Origin of the sequence: Rhodopseudomonas sp. BR0M22, assembly GCF_010907035.1 — a bacterium.
Taxonomy (GTDB): Bacteria; Pseudomonadota; Alphaproteobacteria; order Rhizobiales; family Xanthobacteraceae; genus Rhodopseudomonas.
On record NZ_QUMK01000012.1, the window covers coordinates 52,491 to 70,048 of the forward strand.

Consider the following 17,558-nt stretch of genomic DNA (forward strand, 5'->3'; position numbering starts at 1 on the left):
GGCATGAAAGTCGCTTTCGCCACCCAGGATCTTGCGCGCGTCGATGCGCATTTCGGCTGGGCACGGAACATCGCGATCTACGAAGTCACCGCCGACGACTATCGCTTCGTCGAAGCGGTGCAGTTCGCCGAGGAAAAGGAAGACGGCAACGAGGACAAGCTGGTCGCCAAGATCGATGCGATCCGTGACTGCGCCATCATGTACTGCACGGCGATCGGCGGTTCGGGCGCGGCGCGCGTCGTCGCCGCCCAGGTCCATCCGCTGAAGCTGGCGCAGCCGGAGCTGATCACCGACTTGATCACCAAGCTGCAGGGCGTGCTGCGCGGCGTGCCGCCGCCGTGGCTGCGCAAGGCGCTGATGAAGGGTGAAGAGCGCACGTTCGATTTTGCCGACGAGGCCTGACATGACCGACGCCACCACTGCTCCCGACGCCGCGCTCGACTCGCTGTTCGTCAAGGAACTGGTCAAGCAGCTCCGCGCCCAGGACACCCATGGTGTCTGGGAGGGCAAGTCCGATCTGAAGCTGCTGGAGCCGTTCATCGTCGACAAGGCCAAGCGCCGCGAGATCCCGATCATGGGCGATCCGGATCCGGAGACGCTGTGGCGGCTGGAGCTGTTCTACAACGCTGTCGCCCTGTCGATCGAACGCGAGACCAGGATCATGGTGTCGCCGATGATGAAGATGCACCACGAAGGCTTCGGCCGGCTGATCCTCAGCGCCGGGCGGCTGATCGTCATCAACAAACACATGCGCGACGTTCATCGCTTCGGCTTCGACAGCCTCGGCAAGCTGGCCGAGGAGGGCGACAAGCTGGTCGCAGCCGGCGTGCAGATGATCCTGAAATATCCCGACGTCGCCAACCTCTAACGCGAGAGCGAGATCCGCATGTCCGACATCGACACGCTGAAGGCCGAGATCAAGAAGCTGTCCGCTCGCGCGACGACGATGAAGATGAATCTGCACGACCTGTCGGAGGAGCTGCCGATCAATTGGCAGACCATCATGACGGTGGCGCAGGAAACCCAGGATGCCTACGCGGCCCTTGAAGCCGCGCGGAAGGCTTTGAAGGAGCTGGAAGCGAAGGCCGCCTGATCGCGGCCGGACGCCTCAGCCCAAACAGCGCGGCCGCGAGGCCGCGCGAGGAGCGAACAATGGCGATCTTTTCCACCCGCGACGGCCAGCCGTGGGAACCGACCTATCTCACTGCGATCGACGACAAGAAGTGCATCGGTTGCGGCCGTTGTCACAAGGTGTGCTCGCGCGACGTGATGCATCTGATGGGCGTCAACGAAGACGGCGAGCTGGTGTCCTGTTCGCTCGACGACGATGACGACGATGACGAATTCGTCCGCAAGGTGATGGTGCTCGACGCCGCCGGCAATTGCATCGGCTGCTCGGCCTGCGTCCGGGTCTGCCCGAAGGCATGCCAGACCCACGTCAAGGCTAGCGAACTCGGGCTCTAAGCAAGGGAGCGACGCACATGCTCGGCGCAGCGGGAATCCAGGCGGGAAGCGCGACAGCGGCGACGCTGCCGCTGCGCGTGACGGCGTCGAGCTTTGCGTCCTCGCCGGCAGTCATGTACCGGGCGCTGACCGGATCCACGCCAGCCGAAGCCCAGATCGATGACGATCGGGCATTCGATCGTCACGTGCTGGCGTCGATCCTGTCGGTTGCGGTCACCGAACCCGGCTCGATCACGGAGTCCAGCGGTCTGACGCCCGACGATTTCGCGGCGCTGATCGTCGGCTGGTTCCCGCATGTCTCGGTCCTGTTGTCGGTGCTGGCGGTCGGCGAGCACGATGAGGACGAGGAAGCCGCGATGGTCCGCGATCTCTTGCTCAAGCATCGCTCGACCAGTGGTGACGTTGGGCGCTGGCTCGCCGCGATGGTGGCGCGACGGGCAATGCAGCCGGAGCACTTGTGGGAGGATCTCGGCCTGCGCAATCGCGCCGAGCTGAGCCGGTTGCTGATGCGGCATTTCGAGCCGCTGGCCCGCGACAACACCCGCAACATGCGCTGGAAGCGGTTCTTCTACCGCAAGCTCTGCGAAGACGACGGTATGGTGATGTGTAGCACCCCGGTCTGCTCGCAGTGCGGCGACTTCGCCGAGTGCTTCGGCGAAGAGACCGGCGAAAGCCGGATGGCGATCCGCCGCCGCGAGGTGGAGCTTCGGACGGCGGGCGTGGCTTAAGTCAGATTCAGAAAGCATTGCCGCATGCACAGCGGGCTCTTTCTCCCGACGCGCGGGGAGAAGGGTGGGATGAGGGGGCCTCACCACACGGCCGAGTGCTGATAGTGACGTTGGTAGTCCGGCGAATACAGCTCGCATGCTGAGACGTCTGGGAGCGCCCCCTCACCCGGCCTGGCTTTGCCGGGCCGACCTCCCCCCGCGCGCGGGGAGAGGTTAGCGCCGCGTAGCGGGGTAGCTCGCCTCTAACCTGCGATCCATTGTCGGGAACCGTCGGCTTCGCGACGATGTCGGACCTCCGACATTGTCGGGTGCTGATAATTTGGCGCGAAATCAGTAGCTTGTCGTTTGTGTCCAGGCTGGCACAGCGGTTGCACTTGTTCATGTCGGACCCAACAGATGGAGGCCGACCATGATCATTCTCACCGAACAAGCCGGGACCGCCGTGAAGGCTGCGATGTCGCGCGCCGGCAAGCTCGATGCCGGGCTTCGCGTCATGGTCGAGGCCGGTGGCTGCGCCGGCTACAAGTACCTGATCGGGCTCGACGCCGAACCGCGGGTCGACGACGCCGTGGTCGAAGCCAGCGGCGTGAAGGTGTTCATCGATCCGGACTCGCAGCCGCTTCTGTCCGGCATGACGATCGACTTCGTCGAGAGCCTCGAGGGCTCGGGCTTCACCTTCGACAATCCCAATGCCGGCACCAAATGCGGCTGCGGCAAGTCGTTCGGTTAGGGCGCAATTCGACCCACGGAGGCGCGTCATGCTCGGTTTCGGCAAATTCGACCACCACTTCTCCACCTCCGCCAATGCGGGCCCGCTGCCGCAGGCCAATGCGGTTGGGCGGTTCGGCAGCATCGGCTGGGGTGATGCCGTCAAGCTGATGCTGAAGGTCGAGCCCGAAGACGGGCGGATCGCCGAGGCCCGGTTTCAGGCGTTCGGCTGTAGCTCTGCAATTGCAGCTTCGGCGGCGGTCACCGACATGATCACCGGCAAGACGATCGACGAAGCCAGCGGCATCGGTGCCGGTGCGATCGCCGATTACCTCGGCGGTCTGCCGCGCGAACGGATGTACTGCGCGGTGATGAACTTCGAGGCCCTGCAGCAGGCGATCGGGTCGTATCGCGGCAAGGCAGCGGTGGCCGAGGCGGATGCGCCGCCGGCCTGCAAGTGCCTCGGCGTCGGTCAGATGATGATCGAGCGCACCATCCGCTTCAACCGGCTGACCAGCCTCGACGACGTCACCGCCTATACCAAGGCCGCCGGCAGTTGCAGCACCTGCTTCAAGCAGATCGAATCCTTGCTGGCCCGGGTCAATGCCGAGATGGTCGAGGATGGGCTGATCGCGGCTGACGACGCTTACCGGATCGGTTCGGCGACGCCGCGCGCCGCCGAGCTGAAGCCGCACGGCGCTCCGCCGCCGGCCGCAAACATCTTTGCCGCCAAGGCGACGCCCGCGCATCTTCGCCCCGTCGCGAAGGCCGCGCCGCCGCGTCCGGCGCCGCCGACCGGTGGCGTGGTCGATGCGCCGCCGCAGGAGGCGCTGATCGCGGAAGCGATCGAGGAGTTGCGCCCGCATCTGCAGCGTGATGGCGGCGATTGTGAATTCGTCAGCCTCGATGGCAACATTGTCTATGTTCGGCTGACCGGCAATTGCGTCGGATGCCAGCTTTCGTCGGTGACGTTGTCCGGCGTTCAGGCCAGGCTCGCCGAGAAGTTCGGCCGGCCGCTCCGCGTGGTGCCTGTGTCATGAACGAGCCGGCAGACATCGTCTATCTCGACGCCAACGCAACGACGCGCACCGATCCCCGCGTCGTCGAGGCGATGCTGCCGTACTTCTCGCTGTATTACGGCAACCCGTCGTCGAAATATGCCCTCGGTGGTCACGCCGCGCTCGCCGTCAAGCGCGCCCGCGAGCAGGTGCAGGCGCTGGTCGGCGCCGCGCAGCCGCACGAACTGATCTTCACCTCGGGCGGCACCGAGAGCAACAACGCGGCGATCCTGTCGGCGCTCGAGGCGGCGCCGCGACGGCGCGAAGTGATCATCTCGGCGGTGGAGCATCCGGCGGTGCTGTCGCTGTGCGCCTGGCTGGAAAAGAACAAGGGCATTCGCGTCCACCTGATTCCGGTCGATCGTCAGGGCCGGCTGGATATTCTGGCCTATCGCGAAGCGATGTCGGACCGTGTCGCAATCGCGTCGATCATGTGGGCCAATAACGAGACCGGCGTGATTCAGCCGGTGGCCGATCTCGCCGAGCTTGCCAAAGAAGTCGGCGCGCTGTTTCACACCGATGCGGTACAGGCGGTCGGCAAGTGCCCGATCGATCTGCAGTCGACCATGATCGACATGCTGTCGTTATCCGGACACAAGCTGCACGGCCCCAAAGGCATCGGCGCGCTGTATGTCCGGAACGGCATCCGCTTCAAACCGCAGATCAAGGGCGGTCAGCAGGAGCGCGGCCGCCGCGCCGGCACCGAGAACGTGCCGGGCATCGTCGGCCTCGGCATCGCGGCCGAACTCGCCGCCGCTGCGATGGCCGACGAGGACATCCGGGTGCGCGGTCTCCGCGACCGTCTTGAACGCGAGATCCTGGCGCGGGTCGATCACTGCGTCGCCGTCGGCGCCCGTGCCGAGCGGCTGCCGAACACGTCGAACATTGCGTTCTCGTTCATCGACAGCGAGGCGATCATCACGCTGCTCGACCGTGCCGGCATTGCAGCATCGATGGGCTCGGCCTGCGCGACCGGGTCGTTCGAACCGTCACACGTCCTGATGGCGATGAAAGTCGCCGAAGACGCGATCCGCGGCGGCGTCCGGTTCTCGCTGTCGCGCGACAACACCGAGGCCGACATCGATCGAGCGCTCGAAGTGATTCCCCCCGTGATCACCAAGCTGCGGGCGATCTCGCCGTTCGGGGCCGACGAGGGGGCCCCGCAAGCGGTGGCGCGTTCGTCAGGCAGTGCGCAAGGAACAAGCCATGTCTGAGATCAAGTCTGAGACCGTTCGGCCTGATCAGTCTCTCGGCAGCTTTCAGGCCGCGCCGATCGTGCTCAACGACACCACATTGCGCGATGGCGAGCAGGCGCCGGGGGTGGCTTTCTCCACCGCCGAGAAAGTGGCGATTGCCCGCGCGCTGGCCTGGGCCGGAGTGCCGGAGATCGAAGCCGGAACCCCGGCGATGGGCGCCGACGAGATCGCCGCGATCCGCGCCATTGTCGAGGCCGAGCTGCCGCTGACCACCATCGCCTGGTGCCGGATGCGCACCGAGGACGTCGATGCCGCGCTCGAGGCCGGAGTTTCGATGGTCAATGTCTCGGTGCCGGTGTCGGACGTGCAGATCGCCGCCAAGCTCGGCGGGAAACGCGCGAATGCGATCGAGACCGTCAAACGGGTGGTCGGCTACGCCCGCGACCGCGGTCTCGATGTCGCCGTCGGCGGCGAGGATTCGTCGCGCGCCGATCCAGAATTCCTCGCCGAGGTGATTGCCACCGCGAGGGCATCCGGCGCGCGCCGGTTTCGGATCGCCGATACACTCAGCGTGCTCGACCCGTTCTCCAGCCACGCGCTGCTCGCGACGCTCCGTGCTTCGACCGATCTCGAACTCGAATTCCACGGCCACGACGATCTCGGCCTTGCCACCGCCAATACGCTGGCGGCGCTCCGGGCCGGCGCCACTCACGCCTCGGTCACGGTGATCGGCCTCGGCGAACGCGCCGGCAACGCGCCGCTGGAAGAAGTTGCGGTGGCGCTGAAGCAGCTCTATGGCCGCGACACCGGCATCGTGTTGTCGGAGCTCGGCAATGTTGCCGATCTGGTCGCCACCGCGGCGGCGCGCACCATTCCGCTCAACAAGGCGATCGTCGGCGAGCACGTCTTCACCCATGAATCAGGAATTCATGTCGACGGCCTGCTGAAGGATCAGCGCACCTACCAGTCGCTCGATCCGAACCTGTTCGGCCGCTCCAACCGCATCGTCATCGGCAAGCATTCCGGACTGTCGGCAATCACTTCGTCGCTCGCCAAGCTCGATCTGCCGGCAACCGCAGACGAGGCACAGGGGATCCTGGCCAAGGTTCGCCGCTATGCGGTCACCCACAAGGGCCCGGTCGGCAACGAAACACTGATCGCGATCTGGCGCGAAGTTCGCGAGCGGACGCTCACCACTTGCGCCTGAGCGGCGACAACAGACCAAGGAGACCGAGATGAGCACATCCGCCGTCACCGAATCCGCCGACATCGTTGCCCGGCTGCAGCGCGCCGGCTCTGCCGAGGAGTTCTTCGAACTGCTCGGCGTCGACTACGATCCCAAGCTGCTCGCCGTCGCGAGGCTGCACATCCTCCGGCGCATGGGCCAGTATCTCGCCGGCGAAGATCTCGAGCATCTGTCGGGCGAGGAAGCTGCTGCCCGCTGCAAGGCCGTGCTGGAGCGGGCCTATGCCGATTTCGTCGCATCCTCGCCGCTCGATCAGCGGGTGTTCAAGGTGCTGAAGGACGCAGTGGCACCGAAGACGCCGAAGCGGCCGGCCTTCGTTCCGCTCGACGCATTGAAGTAACCATCCGCATCTTGCACCCTGCTATCGACGGCCCGTCGCACTCGCGGCGGGCCGTTTTTGCTGTGCCTGGCTGCGGCGCTTTCTCACATCGATGTTGTGTTTGTCGGGTGATTTCACGCCGCCGTGAAATGTCTGGTCGGTCACGCCGCTGTCGCCTTCCCGACAAGTGTCGCAGTTGTCGGATTGCAACCCTCGGAAGCGCCGGTAACAATCCCAGCCGCTCGTCGCAAATGATTGGATTGGCGCGATATTTTCCTCGGCGGAAAAGTTGGTACGAGGCTTGCTCATAAGTCTCCGTCGTCAAGCTTCTGTCAGCAAGCGCGGAGCCACTCCATGCATATCGTCGTCTGTATCAAGCAGGTTCCGGACTCGGCCCAGATCCGCGTGCATCCGGTCACCAATACGATCATGCGCCAGGGCGTGCCGACGATCATCAACCCCTACGATCTGTTCGCGCTCGAAGAAGCGCTGCGACTGCGCGACGAGTTCGGCGGCGAAGTCACGGTGCTGACGATGGGGCCGCCGACCGCCGAGGACTCCTTGCGCAAGGCGCTCACCATCGGCGCCAACCGCGCCGTGCTGTTGACCGACCGCTTCTTTGCAGGCTCCGACACGCTGGCGACCAGCTACGCGCTCGCGGCCGCGATCCGCAAGATCGGCTCCACCTTCGGTGCCGTCGACGTGGTGTTCACCGGCAAGCAGACCATCGACGGCGACACCGCCCAGGTTGGTCCCGGCATCTGCAAGCGGCTCGACTTCCTGCAGCTCACCTACGTGTCGAAGGTCTCTTCGCTCGACCTCGAGGCTCGCACCATCGAAGTCGAGCGCCGCTCCGAAGGCGGCGTGCAGGTGCTGCGTAGCAATCTGCCCTGCCTGATTACCATGCTGGAAGGCACCAATCAGGTGCGCCGCGGCTCGATGATCAATGCGCTCAACGCCGCCCGCGCCGAGGTGGTGAAGTGGAGCGCGCAGGACGCCGGCGTCGAGGACATCCAGAAGTGCGGCCTGCGCGGCTCGCCGACGGTGGTGAAGCGCGTGTTCGCGCCGACTCCGCGCGCCGAGAAGGCCAAGGTCGTCGAGGCCGCCGGCCAGCCCCCGGCGGAAGCGCTGATCGACGAAATCTTCAAGCTCCGGCCCAAGCTCGAGAACGAAATGTTCGAGCTGGCGCGCGGATTCTGACAACCCGAACAGAGAGCCGCTTCGATGAGCCAGCCCGCCAAGCCTGCCCCGCAGCCCGCCGGTCGCGCCGCCGCCAAGAAGGAGCTGCCCGAGCATTTCAAAGCCTATAAGCACGTCTGGGTGTTCATCGAGCAGGAGCGCGGTCACGTTCACCCCGTCTCCTGGGAACTGATGGGCTCCGGTCGCCGCCTCGCCGACAAGCTCGGCGTCGAACTCGCCGCGGTGGTGATCGGCCCGACCGGCGACGCCACCAAGGCCGCAGTCGCCGAGTCGTTTTGCTACGGCGCCGACCTCGCTTACGTCGTCGCCGACGACGTGCTGACGGACTACCGCAACGAGTCCTACACCAAGGCGCTGACCGATCTGGTCAACACCCATAAGCCGGAGATCCTGCTGCTCGGCGCCACGACGCTCGGCCGCGACCTCGCTGGCGCGGTGGCAACCACGCTGCTCACCGGCCTGACCGCCGACTGCACCGAACTCGAGGTCGATAGCGACAATTCGCTGGCCGCGACCCGTCCGACCTTCGGCGGCTCGCTGCTCTGCACGATCTACACGCTGAACTTCCGGCCGCAGATGGCGACCGTGCGTCCGCGCGTGATGGCGATGCCCGAGCGGGTCGAAAAGCCGGTCGGCCGCGTCATCGAATTTCCGCTCGGTCTGGTCGAAGCCGACATCGTCACCAAGATCCTGGCCTTCGTGCCGGATCGCGACAAGGCGACCTCGAATCTCGCTTATGCCGACATCGTCGTGGCCGGCGGTCTCGGGCTGGCTTCGCCAGAAAACTTCCAGCTGGTGCGCCAGCTCGCCGGTGTGCTCGGCGCCGAATACGGCTGTTCGCGGCCGCTGGTGCAGAAGGGCTGGGTGTCGGCCGACCGCCAGATCGGCCAGACCGGCAAGACCATCCGGCCGAAGCTGTATATCGCTGCCGGCATCTCGGGGGCGATCCAGCACCGTGTCGGCGTCGACGGCTCCGACCTGATCGTCGCGATCAACACCGACAAGAACGCGCCGATCTTCGACTTCGCCCATCTCGCTCTCGTCACCGATGCGATCCGGCTGCTGCCGGCGCTGACCGAAGCATTCCGCAAGCGGCTGTCTGCGCACACCCGCGACCGGATCGCGAGCTAACAGGAGGCTGCCATGATCGAAGAACGTTTCGACGCCATCGTCGTCGGGGCCGGCATGGCCGGCAATGCCGCAGCGCTCACCATGGCCAAGCGCGGCATGAAGGTGCTGCAGATCGAGCGCGGTGAATATCCGGGCTCCAAGAATGTGCAGGGTGCCATTCTCTACGCCGATATGCTCGAGAAACTGGTCCCCGATTTCCGCGAGGATGCGCCGCTGGAGCGGCACCTCGTCGAGCAGCGGTTCTGGATGATGGACGCCAAGTCCCACACCGGCCTGCATCACCGTTCGGACGACTTCAACGAGGAAAAGCCGAACCGCTACACCATCATCCGTGCGCAGTTCGACAAGTGGCTGTCGAGCAGGGCGCAGGAGGCGGGCGCGATCGTGCTGTGCGAGACCACCGTCAAGGAGCTGGTGCAGGACGCCTACGGCAAGGTGATCGGCGTGATCACCGATCGCGACGGCGGCCAGGTTCACGCCGATGTCGTGGTGCTGGCCGAAGGCGTCAACGGCCTGCTCGGCACCAAGGCCGAACTGCGCGAACGCCCGTCGCCGGAAAACGTCGCGCTCGCCGTGAAGGAAATGCACTTCCTGCCGCGCGAGACCATCGAGGCGCGCTTCAACCTGAAGGGCGACGAGGGCGTGGTGATCGAGGCCGCGGGCACGATCTCGGCCGGCATGACGGGTATGGGCTTCATCTACACCAACAAGGAGTCGATCTCGCTCGGCATCGGCTGTCTGGTGGCCGATTTCCAGAAGACCGGCGAGACGCCCTACGGCCTGCTCGAGCGCTTCAAGAAGCATCCGTCGGTGGCTCCGCTGATCGAAGGCTCCGAAGTGAAGGAGTACGCCGGCCATCTGATCCCGGAAGGCGGCTACAACGCGATCCCGCAACTCTACGGTGATGGCTGGGTCGTGGTCGGCGATGCCGCGCAGCTCAACAATGCGATGCACCGCGAGGGTTCGAACCTGGCGATGACCTCGGGCCGGATCGCCGGCGAAGCGATCTTCCAGGTGAAGTCGCGCAAGGATCCGATGACCAAGGAAAACCTCGCGCTCTACAAGAAGATGCTCGACGACTCCTTCGTCATCAAGGATCTGAAGAAGTACAAGGACATGCCTGGTCTGCTGCACATCCAGTCGCAGAACTTCTTCTTGACCTATCCGCAGCTCGTCAACAAGGCACTGCAGAATTTCGTGCGGGTCGACGGCACGCCGAAGCTGGAGAAGGAAAAGACCACGATCAAGTCGTTCGTGTCGGCCCGGTCGTGGGGCGGGTTGTTCGGCGATGCGTTCCGCTTCGCGCGGGCGTGGCGGTAATCAGCAGGATTCGAGAAAGCGGAGAACGGACGATGACAACGGAAGCACCGGTTCGCGTCGAAGACAAGCTGTACCAGAACCGCTATTTGGTCGATGTCGGTAACGCTCACATCAAGGTCAAGCCGCACACCAAACCATCGCCGCAATTGCTCGCGCTGCTGAACATCTGTCCGGCGCACTGCTACGAGCTCAACAGCAACGGGCAGGTCGAGGTGACGCCGGACGGCTGCGTCGAATGCGGCACCTGCCGGGTGCTCGCCGAAGGCGGCGGCGACATCGAGTGGAGCTATCCGCGCGGCGGCTACGGCGTGCTGTTCAAGTTCGGCTGAGCCCGATTGTCGGCGTAGGATAGCGAGCGCGGCTCATCGCAGCCGCTGCCGCCAAGCTGATCGCTGCGGACAATGCTGCCTCACAGCAGAATGCGTGATGCCCGGGCTGGTCCCGGGCATTGGCGCGTTCGGAGGAGCGGCGTCAGCAAGACACGGACGAATTAGACGTGCGTAATGACGTCGGCGAGGGATTTCGCGACCGTTGTCGTCTCTACGTGTCGTCGTCTTAAGCTGCTGAATTGAGCGCGTGTTGCGCACTGAGCGGGCTTCGGCGGCTGCCGAAGCCGCGCCGCGCCAGCCATTGCTGGACGCGAGGCGAGTCCAGCGATGCCTCCTCGGCAAGGCCACTGGTGAAGCAGCGCCAGCTCGGCAGATGCCGCTCCGGAACGCCGACGATCACTGGGATTCCCTGATCCACGGCGTCGCTGATGACGTCGCTGAGACCGCCGCCGTCGGCTTCCAGTCTGCCGAATTTGTTGACGATCAGCAGCTCCGGTGCGTTGCGAAACGAGGCCGCGATCAACGCCGCGGCTTCCTGGATCGCTTCCGGATCGACGCGGCAGCCTTGAGGCTGTTTGTTGCGGTCTTCGGCGAGCTGAAGGATGAAACGGGACGAAAGTTCTTCGACTTCCATGTCGCAGCGTGGAGTGCTGTCTTCGTTTGCGGGCTGGTACGGCACCAAGCCTGCCACCATCACGCCGCCGTCACGTAGACGACGGCCGAGATCCGCCATCAGTCGGCAGGCGGCGATGCTGTCGGTGTACACGATCGCGAGTATCGAGGGTCGTCCCGACCTGCCGTGAGAACAATCCATCGCGTCTGCTTTGCCCCAAATGCGACTTTCGCCTTAGGACATGCCAGAACCTGCAGATTGCTTCTTTGCGTCAAATCAATCCGACTTCCGTAGGGCTGGCCGAACGAAAACGGCGGATCTTCGTGAGATCCGCCGTTTGATTTGTGCGGCCTTGCGCCGCGGCGAGGGGGATCGGCTCAGTTGGCGCCGAGCAGGGACTGCGTCGGGCGGTTCGCAGAAGGCAGCAGCATCGAACGCAGCTTGGCGTACACCCGCACGGCCAGCCCGACCAACCGCGGCTGGGTGCGGCGGCAGAATGCGATCTTGCGGATGTGGCCTTCGACGTGCCAGCGCGCGCTGGCGCCGTCCTTGAAGAAGATTACGTCGCCCGGACCATAGCGCTTGGCGGGCATTCCGGCGCTCTCGATCACAACCGAGCCTTCCAGAATGCAGATCGTCTCGTCGATATCGTAGTGCCACTCGAATTTGCCTTCGGTGCACTGCCAGATGATCGTCGATGCCATGCCATCGGCGCTGCGCGACAGCGTGCAGTTGGTGGCGACCGGATTGCCCTCGATGATCCACGACGGCTCGATCGGTGCCGGCTTGAGTTCGACATCGGTGCGGGAGGTGAGGATCAGGTCGTTGTGCATCGGGCGTCTCCTGCGGATCTTATGTTCGTTTTCTGGCGCTGATTATCGCTGAGCGAAATAGTCGATATCACTAAATTATGCGGCATTCGCGTGCTGGCGACGCAGAACCAGGCTCGCGACGGTCTCCACCGAGGTGAAATTTTCCGGAGTGATTTCGGACTGGGGCAACGTCATGTCGAATTCCGCTTCGACCGCCAGCATCAGGTTGACCATCTCCATCGACGTCAATCCCGCATCGCCGAACGTTGTGTCGTGCTTGATGCCGCCTGCGAGACCATTCTGCGCCAGGATCGATTCGACCAGCGCGAGGATCCTGCTTTCCACCGCGGTCGACGAGGTTGCCTGCATGACGCGATCTCCATGGCGCGAAGTCTTCGGTGCGCTCGCGGACATGGGCGCCCACGCGCGAGCCTCGCTATCGTTGCGGAACCGTACTCGCAATGAGCGATCGAAGACAATGTGCGATCAATCGCAGACAGTTTCGTTCGAATTTTAACACTAACGGGGATTTCGAAAATTGTCTGGACCGGCGCAAACCCTAATTAACCGTCAATTCGAATACAAATTGATTCACTTTGAATTCGCCTCGACCTGTTCGACACCAATCCCATAGCTTGCGATCAGCAGCGATCGACTTTTCGGCGCAGCCGCGCAGATCCAGATCGCGAACGAGACACAGCGCAACGTCCGCATCAGGGAGCTCTCGACGCCATGGCGATCATCAACGATAGCGCGGTTCGTGACTTCACTGCTCATCCGGCAAACGACAAGTGTCGCACGGAGGCGATGCCCCTGATGCAGCGCGTCGCACATGTCGCTGCGATTGCCGCTGCGCATGCCGAAGCGGTCGATCGCGAGGCCCGGTTTCCCGCGGCCGCGGTCGATGCGGCGCGTGCACACGGTCTGCTCGGCGCGCAGATCTCGATCGAATTCGGCGGCGAGAGCGCCTCGGTCCACGACATTGCCGAGATGTGCTACGCGCTCGGACGAGCATGCGCGTCGACCGCAATGATCGTTGCGATGCATCAGACCAAAGTGGCTTGCCTGGTGCGGCACGGTCGGGGCAGCGCCTGGCACGAACAGTTGATGCGCCGGATCGCCAACGAGCAGATGCTTCTGGCCTCCTCGACCACCGAAGGTAACAACGGCGGCAATATTCGCTCCAGCGCCGCGCCGATCGAGCGGACCGCAACCGGAATTTCGCTGCTGCGTGACGCGACCGTGATCTCCTACGGCGCCGAGGCCGACGCTGTGATGACCATCGCCCGCCGTGCGGACGACGCAGCCGCGTCCGATCAGGTGCTGGTTGTGTTCACCAAGGACGACTACACGCTGACGCGGACGCTCGGTTGGGAGACGCTCGGCATGCGCGGCACCTGCAGCACCGGCTTCGAGCTGCGGGCGAGTGGATGCGCCGATCAGGTGTTCGCCGAGCCCTACGATCGCATTCATGCGCAGACCATGACGCCGGTGGCGCATTTGAGCTGGTCGTCGGCCTGGGCCGGTATCGCGGCGGCTGCGGTGGAGCGGGCGCAGGCGTTCGTGCGCAAGGCGGCGCGCGGCGCCGGCGGGCAGATGCCGCCGGGTGCGGCGCATTTCACCGGCGCCAAGCGATCGCTGACCAAGCTGCGGGCGATGATCGCCGCGCAGCTCGACGCCTACACGGCCCGCGAATTCGACGAGCGCGCGCTGACCTCGCTGGACTTCCAGTCTTCGATCAACTTGCTCAAGGTCGAAGCCTCGGAGCTCGCGGTCGAAACCGTGATGAGCGCGATGCGCGCCTGCGGTCTGTCGGGCTATCGCAACGACGGCGACTTCACGCTCGGCCGGCACCTGCGCGATGTGCTGTCGGCGCCGCTGATGATCAGCAACGACCGGATCCTCGCCAATATCGGCACGGCCAATCTGATGAGCCCGGTGCCGGGGAGCTTGCGTGACTAGATCGATCGTCAACCGTCAACCAGGAGGCCGTCTATGAACATGGCGATCCGTGATGCAGCATCGGCCGCGGGCGTGCAGCCGGTCGATCCGCTCGATCATCTGGCCGAGCACCTGTTCCACAAGCTCGGTGCCGACGGCGTCTATGCCCGCACCGCGCTGTACGAAGGTGTGGTCGATCAGCTCGCGGCGCTGATCTCGCGGCATCGCGAGGATGGCACAGAGGTGATGCGGTTCCCGCCGGTGATGAGCCGTGGCCAGCTCGAAAAGTCCGGCTATCTGAAGAGCTTTCCCAATCTGCTCGGCTGTGTCTGTGGTCTGCACGGAACCGAGCAGGAGATCAATGCGGCGGTCGGCCGGTTCGATGCCGGCGGCGATTGGACGACGTCACTGTCCCCGGCGGACCTGGTGCTGTCGCCGGCCGCCTGCTACCCGGTCTATCCCATCGCGGCCAGCCGCGGCCCGCTGCCTGCCGGCGGTGTGCGCTTCGACGTCGCCGCCGATTGCTTCCGCCGCGAGCCGTCGAAGCATCTCGACCGCCTGCAGTCGTTCCGGATGCGCGAATATGTCTGCATCGGCGCGTCGCAGGACGTCGCGGACTTCCGCGAGCGCTGGATGGTGAAGGCGCAGGCGATCGCGCGTGATCTCGGTCTGAAGTTCCGTGTCGAGACTGCGTCCGATCCATTCTTCGGCCGCGTCGGCCAGATGAAGGCGATCAGCCAGCAGCAGCAGGCGTTGAAGTTCGAACTTCTGGTGCCGCTTCGCTCGGAGCAAGCGCCGACCGCCTGCATGAGCTTCAATTATCACCGCGAGCACTTCGGCGTCACCTGGAGCATCGAGGACGCGGCCGGCAACCCGGCCCACACCGGCTGCGTCGCCTTCGGCATGGACCGCCTCGCCGTGGCGCTGTTCGCGACCCACGGCATCGACACCAGCGCGTGGCCGGCAAGCGTGCGTCAGGTGCTGGCGCTCGACTGAAGGGCTCTCTATTCCATTCCTGAGCGCGTGTAGCGCGCGCCCCGGAATGACGAGAGGCTGGCAATTCCGGCGATCTACGCGGTGTTCCCGGCGTCGATGGTCTGCACTGTGCCGGTAATGTTACGGCCGCCGTCGCCGAGCAGGAACTCGACCATCCGGGCGACATCGTCGGCTTCGGCCAGCCGCCGAAGCGCGCTGCGGCCGGCGATTTTCTGGCGCCCTTCGCCGGCCAACCCGGCGGTGAGCTCGGTATCGATGAATCCCGGTGCGATCGCGTTGACCGTGATGCCGAGCCGGCCGACCTCGCGCGCCAGCGAACGCGTGAATCCGATCGCCGCTGCTTTGGTGGCGCCGTACACCGACAGGCCATTGTAACCGGTCGAGCCGATGATCGACGACATGTTGATCACCCGCCCGGCGCCGTCGGCCATCATTTGCCGGACGATGTACTTGGTCAGTACGATCGGCGAATGGACGTTGATGCGCAGCAGCGTTTCGATCTGGCTGTTGTGCATGGTCGCCAGCACCCCCTCGGTGCCGATGCCGGCGTTGTTGATCAGTCCGTAGATCTTGCCGAATTCCTGGCGCAGCGATTTGGCGAACGCGGCCAGTCCGTCGATGTTGCCAAGATCATAGGCCCTGAAGCTGATCGATCCGGGCCCTGGCGAAGCCTCGGCGATTGCCGCGGTCAGTTCCTCGCTCTCCCGCCGCGCGACCGTGATCACGCCGTAGCCGCCCGCGGCCAAGCGGCGCGCAATCGCCAGACCGATTCCGCGGCTGCCGCCGGTCACCACCACTCTATGCATGTCGGGCCAGCTTTCCCGAGGCGGTCACCTCAAGCTGCTGCACGAAACGGATCGCCGCCGGAACTTTGTGCAGTGGCAGTGACGCGCGGCAGTTGGCGAGGATCGCCTCGCGGATCGCGCCGGTGCGCCCGGCGTCGGCGACGCTGGCCAGCACCGCTTCGGCGACCACGAGAGAGCCGGTGATCGGGCTGCGGCGTGCGCGCACCCGCGACATCCGTACAGAGGGATGCTGATTGATCACCGCTTCGACCTCTTCGGGGTGCACCTTCAGGCCGCCGACATTGATGACGCCATCGCGCCGGCCGACGAAGTAATAGCGATCGTTGCGCAGTTCGACCATGTCGCCCGTATCGACGAAGCCGTCGGCGTCGGTGAGGGACGGCGCGCCGCGTCCGACATAGGTGTGCGCGGCTCGGGTCGATTTGATGCGGAGCGAGCCGTCGACCACCTTCATGGTGATGCCCGGCGCGTTGCCGATCAGCGCTGCCGGAAAACCTTCGCGGCCGTCATTGACCGCAAAGCCGACGCCGGCTTCGGTCGAGGCGTAGGCGTGACCGATCGAGGCGTGTGGGAAGGCGTTACGCAAGCCGTCCAGCACCGCCTGATCGGCAATCTCGCCGGACAGCCGAACATAGTCGGGGCGAAAGCTGCCGATCGCAGGATTCATCAGCGCCTTACGCCAGTGCGACGGCGTGCCGGAAATATGCGTCACGCCCCGCGTAGCGAGGCGCGCCAGATGATGGCCGATCGCCTCGCCCGGAGCCGACAGCACCATGGCTCCGCCGCCGAGTACGGCGCGGAGGAAAATCTGCAGGCCGCCGTAGCGGCGAATATCGTAGAACGTCGCCCAGGTCGGCGGCGCGTCTTTCGCGACGGTGTCGCCGACGATCGCGCCCGTCAGCGCGGCCAATGTGTGCGCGACAATCTTCGGCCGGCCGGTGGTGCCGGAAGTGAGCATCAGCCACGACGTGGCATGCGTGGTCGCGGCCGCAGCCGCAGGATGCAGCGGCAAGCCTGCGGCGACAATGGTGTCGATGCCGAGGCCCTGCCAGCGTTCCGGTGTGTCTGTGACGATGGCGTCGATCTCCGCGTCTGCGATCAGATCGGCCGCGTAGCTCATGTCGACATCGGGCGGACACAACAGCATCCGCCGCGCCACACCGTCGAGTTCGATCATCGCGATGCCAGTGACGAGCTGCGTCGATAGCGAGAGCAGCACCGAGCGGCCGGCGAGTTCGGACGGCTCGACGCCGAGGCAGCTTGTGTGCGCGATGTCGGCGAACGCAACCTCGCACGTTGCGTCCGAAAGCGTGCGGGAGTCGGATCCTTTGGTGAGATAGTGGCTTAGCGCGACGATCTCACGCGGGGACATTCTCATAGGCTCCAATGAAGTCGCCCAGCGTCTCCGGAAAGAAGGCGTCGTCGGCTGTGCTGAACGGGTCGATCCCGAGTTCGTCCTCGAGGCGGGCCACCAGAACGGCGAAGCCGAGCGAGTCGAAGCCGGACTGATGCAACAGCAGATCGTCAGTGAGTTCGGGAGTCTTGAAGCCCTGTTCCTGAGCGACTTGTTGCATCGCCGAGACGATTGTTAACCGTACAGACATCGATACTTCGCCTTTCTGTTCGTTCCGTGAGACAAGGAGCATATGGCGCAAATTCGAAACAAATCCATGCGCCTCACTTGCAATTCG

24 protein-coding genes are annotated in these 17,558 nt (G+C 64.7%); 16 read left to right on the plus strand and 8 right to left on the minus strand.

The features are described from left to right. Positions 1 to 3: 3 nt before the first annotated feature. The 10 genes from nifX (at position 4) to nifW (ending at position 6,740) form a co-directional block, all read left to right on the plus strand. On the plus strand, positions 4 to 402 hold the full coding sequence (gene nifX, locus DY468_RS05770; RefSeq protein WP_013504431.1) for a nitrogen fixation protein NifX: 399 nt from the start codon (positions 4 to 6) through the stop codon (positions 400 to 402). Between the two features lies 1 nt (position 403). Continuing rightward, a complete protein-coding gene (locus DY468_RS05775; RefSeq protein ID WP_164603251.1) occupies positions 404 to 868 on the plus strand; it encodes a NifX-associated nitrogen fixation protein in 465 nt (154 codons plus the stop codon). 18 nt (positions 869 to 886) lie between these two features. After that, complete coding sequence (locus tag DY468_RS05780; RefSeq protein WP_107357091.1) at positions 887 to 1,093, plus strand: CCE_0567 family metalloprotein; 207 nt, start codon at positions 887 to 889, stop codon at positions 1,091 to 1,093. 59 nt (positions 1,094 to 1,152) lie between these two features. Next, a complete protein-coding gene (gene fdxB, locus DY468_RS05785; protein ID WP_164603253.1) occupies positions 1,153 to 1,464 on the plus strand; it encodes a ferredoxin III, nif-specific in 312 nt (103 codons plus the stop codon). A gap of 17 nt (positions 1,465 to 1,481) precedes the next feature. Beyond that, entirely contained in the window at positions 1,482 to 2,192 is a 711-nt protein-coding gene (locus tag DY468_RS05790) for a nitrogen fixation protein NifQ (RefSeq protein ID WP_164603255.1), read from the plus strand. Positions 2,193 to 2,601: 409 nt separating this feature from the next. After that, on the plus strand, positions 2,602 to 2,922 hold the full coding sequence (locus DY468_RS05795; RefSeq protein WP_164603257.1) for a HesB/IscA family protein: 321 nt from the start codon (positions 2,602 to 2,604) through the stop codon (positions 2,920 to 2,922). A gap of 28 nt (positions 2,923 to 2,950) precedes the next feature. Beyond that, the gene (gene nifU / locus DY468_RS05800) at positions 2,951 to 3,940 is read left to right on the plus strand and encodes a Fe-S cluster assembly protein NifU (protein WP_164603259.1); all 990 of its coding nucleotides are present in this window, start codon (positions 2,951 to 2,953) and stop codon (positions 3,938 to 3,940) included. Continuing rightward, positions 3,937 to 5,172, plus strand: coding sequence for a cysteine desulfurase NifS (gene nifS, locus DY468_RS05805; RefSeq protein ID WP_164603261.1), 1,236 nt, complete (start codon positions 3,937 to 3,939; stop codon positions 5,170 to 5,172). The genes nifU and nifS overlap by 4 nt, the downstream gene beginning before the upstream one ends. Next, positions 5,165 to 6,361 (plus strand): homocitrate synthase, encoded by a 1,197-nt coding sequence (gene nifV / locus DY468_RS05810; protein ID WP_164603263.1) that lies wholly within the window; start codon positions 5,165 to 5,167, stop codon positions 6,359 to 6,361. Before nifS ends, nifV begins: the two co-directional genes overlap by 8 nt. 28 nt (positions 6,362 to 6,389) lie before the next feature. Beyond that, complete coding sequence (gene nifW, locus DY468_RS05815; protein WP_164603265.1) at positions 6,390 to 6,740, plus strand: nitrogenase stabilizing/protective protein NifW; 351 nt, start codon at positions 6,390 to 6,392, stop codon at positions 6,738 to 6,740. 21 nt (positions 6,741 to 6,761) lie between these two features. On the opposite strand, the gene DY468_RS05820 is transcribed toward nifW, so the two are convergent. After that, positions 6,762 to 7,028: a hypothetical protein gene (locus tag DY468_RS05820; protein WP_164603267.1), complete on the minus strand. Its 267-nt coding sequence runs from the start codon at positions 7,026 to 7,028 to the stop codon at positions 6,762 to 6,764. 45 nt (positions 7,029 to 7,073) lie between these two features. Between DY468_RS05820 and DY468_RS05825 the strand changes: the two genes are divergently transcribed. Genes DY468_RS05825 through DY468_RS05840 form a run of 4 tightly spaced genes read left to right on the plus strand, consistent with a single transcriptional unit; the run spans position 7,074 to position 10,699 of the window. Continuing rightward, a complete protein-coding gene (locus tag DY468_RS05825) occupies positions 7,074 to 7,919 on the plus strand; it encodes an electron transfer flavoprotein subunit beta/FixA family protein (RefSeq protein ID WP_164603269.1) in 846 nt (281 codons plus the stop codon). 24 nt (positions 7,920 to 7,943) lie between these two features. After that, positions 7,944 to 9,050: an electron transfer flavoprotein subunit alpha/FixB family protein gene (locus DY468_RS05830; protein WP_164603271.1), complete on the plus strand. Its 1,107-nt coding sequence runs from the start codon at positions 7,944 to 7,946 to the stop codon at positions 9,048 to 9,050. A gap of 12 nt (positions 9,051 to 9,062) precedes the next feature. After that, positions 9,063 to 10,370, plus strand: coding sequence for an FAD-dependent monooxygenase (locus DY468_RS05835; RefSeq protein ID WP_164603272.1), 1,308 nt, complete (start codon positions 9,063 to 9,065; stop codon positions 10,368 to 10,370). Between the two features lie 32 nt (positions 10,371 to 10,402). After that, entirely contained in the window at positions 10,403 to 10,699 is a 297-nt protein-coding gene (locus DY468_RS05840) for a ferredoxin family protein (RefSeq protein ID WP_164603273.1), read from the plus strand. A 226-nt stretch (positions 10,700 to 10,925) separates the two neighbouring features. On the opposite strand, the gene DY468_RS05845 is transcribed toward DY468_RS05840, so the two are convergent. From DY468_RS05845 to DY468_RS05860, 4 genes are all read right to left on the minus strand, one after another. After that, entirely contained in the window at positions 10,926 to 11,465 is a 540-nt protein-coding gene (locus DY468_RS05845) for a DUF2478 domain-containing protein (RefSeq protein WP_349644252.1), read from the minus strand. A gap of 224 nt (positions 11,466 to 11,689) precedes the next feature. Continuing rightward, entirely contained in the window at positions 11,690 to 12,145 is a 456-nt protein-coding gene (locus tag DY468_RS05850) for a cupin domain-containing protein (protein ID WP_164603275.1), read from the minus strand. A 75-nt stretch (positions 12,146 to 12,220) separates the two neighbouring features. Then, positions 12,221 to 12,493 (minus strand): phosphopantetheine-binding protein, encoded by a 273-nt coding sequence (locus tag DY468_RS05855; protein WP_164603276.1) that lies wholly within the window; start codon positions 12,491 to 12,493, stop codon positions 12,221 to 12,223. 222 nt (positions 12,494 to 12,715) lie between these two features. Continuing rightward, on the minus strand, positions 12,716 to 12,901 hold the full coding sequence (locus tag DY468_RS05860; protein ID WP_164603174.1) for a hypothetical protein: 186 nt from the start codon (positions 12,899 to 12,901) through the stop codon (positions 12,716 to 12,718). A gap of 39 nt (positions 12,902 to 12,940) precedes the next feature. Here DY468_RS05860 and DY468_RS05865 point away from each other — a divergent pair, with 39 nt between their 5' ends. Then, positions 12,941 to 14,086 (plus strand): acyl-CoA dehydrogenase family protein, encoded by a 1,146-nt coding sequence (locus DY468_RS05865; protein WP_502706211.1) that lies wholly within the window; start codon positions 12,941 to 12,943, stop codon positions 14,084 to 14,086. Positions 14,087 to 14,119: 33 nt separating this feature from the next. Continuing rightward, positions 14,120 to 15,061 carry an amino acid--[acyl-carrier-protein] ligase gene (locus DY468_RS05870; protein WP_164603279.1) on the plus strand — a complete coding sequence of 314 codons (942 nt, stop codon included), beginning with the start codon at positions 14,120 to 14,122 and terminating at the stop codon, positions 15,059 to 15,061. Between the two features lie 74 nt (positions 15,062 to 15,135). On the opposite strand, the gene DY468_RS05875 is transcribed toward DY468_RS05870, so the two are convergent. Genes DY468_RS05875 through DY468_RS05885 form a run of 3 tightly spaced genes read right to left on the minus strand, consistent with a single transcriptional unit; the run spans position 15,136 to position 17,471 of the window. Next, positions 15,136 to 15,867: an SDR family NAD(P)-dependent oxidoreductase gene (locus DY468_RS05875; RefSeq protein ID WP_164603281.1), complete on the minus strand. Its 732-nt coding sequence runs from the start codon at positions 15,865 to 15,867 to the stop codon at positions 15,136 to 15,138. Beyond that, complete coding sequence (locus DY468_RS05880; RefSeq protein ID WP_164603283.1) at positions 15,860 to 17,239, minus strand: class I adenylate-forming enzyme family protein; 1,380 nt, start codon at positions 17,237 to 17,239, stop codon at positions 15,860 to 15,862. Before DY468_RS05880 ends, DY468_RS05875 begins: the two co-directional genes overlap by 8 nt. Continuing rightward, entirely contained in the window at positions 17,226 to 17,471 is a 246-nt protein-coding gene (locus DY468_RS05885) for an acyl carrier protein (protein ID WP_205512045.1), read from the minus strand. The genes DY468_RS05880 and DY468_RS05885 overlap by 14 nt, the downstream gene beginning before the upstream one ends. Between the last annotated feature and the right edge of the window lie 87 nt (positions 17,472 to 17,558).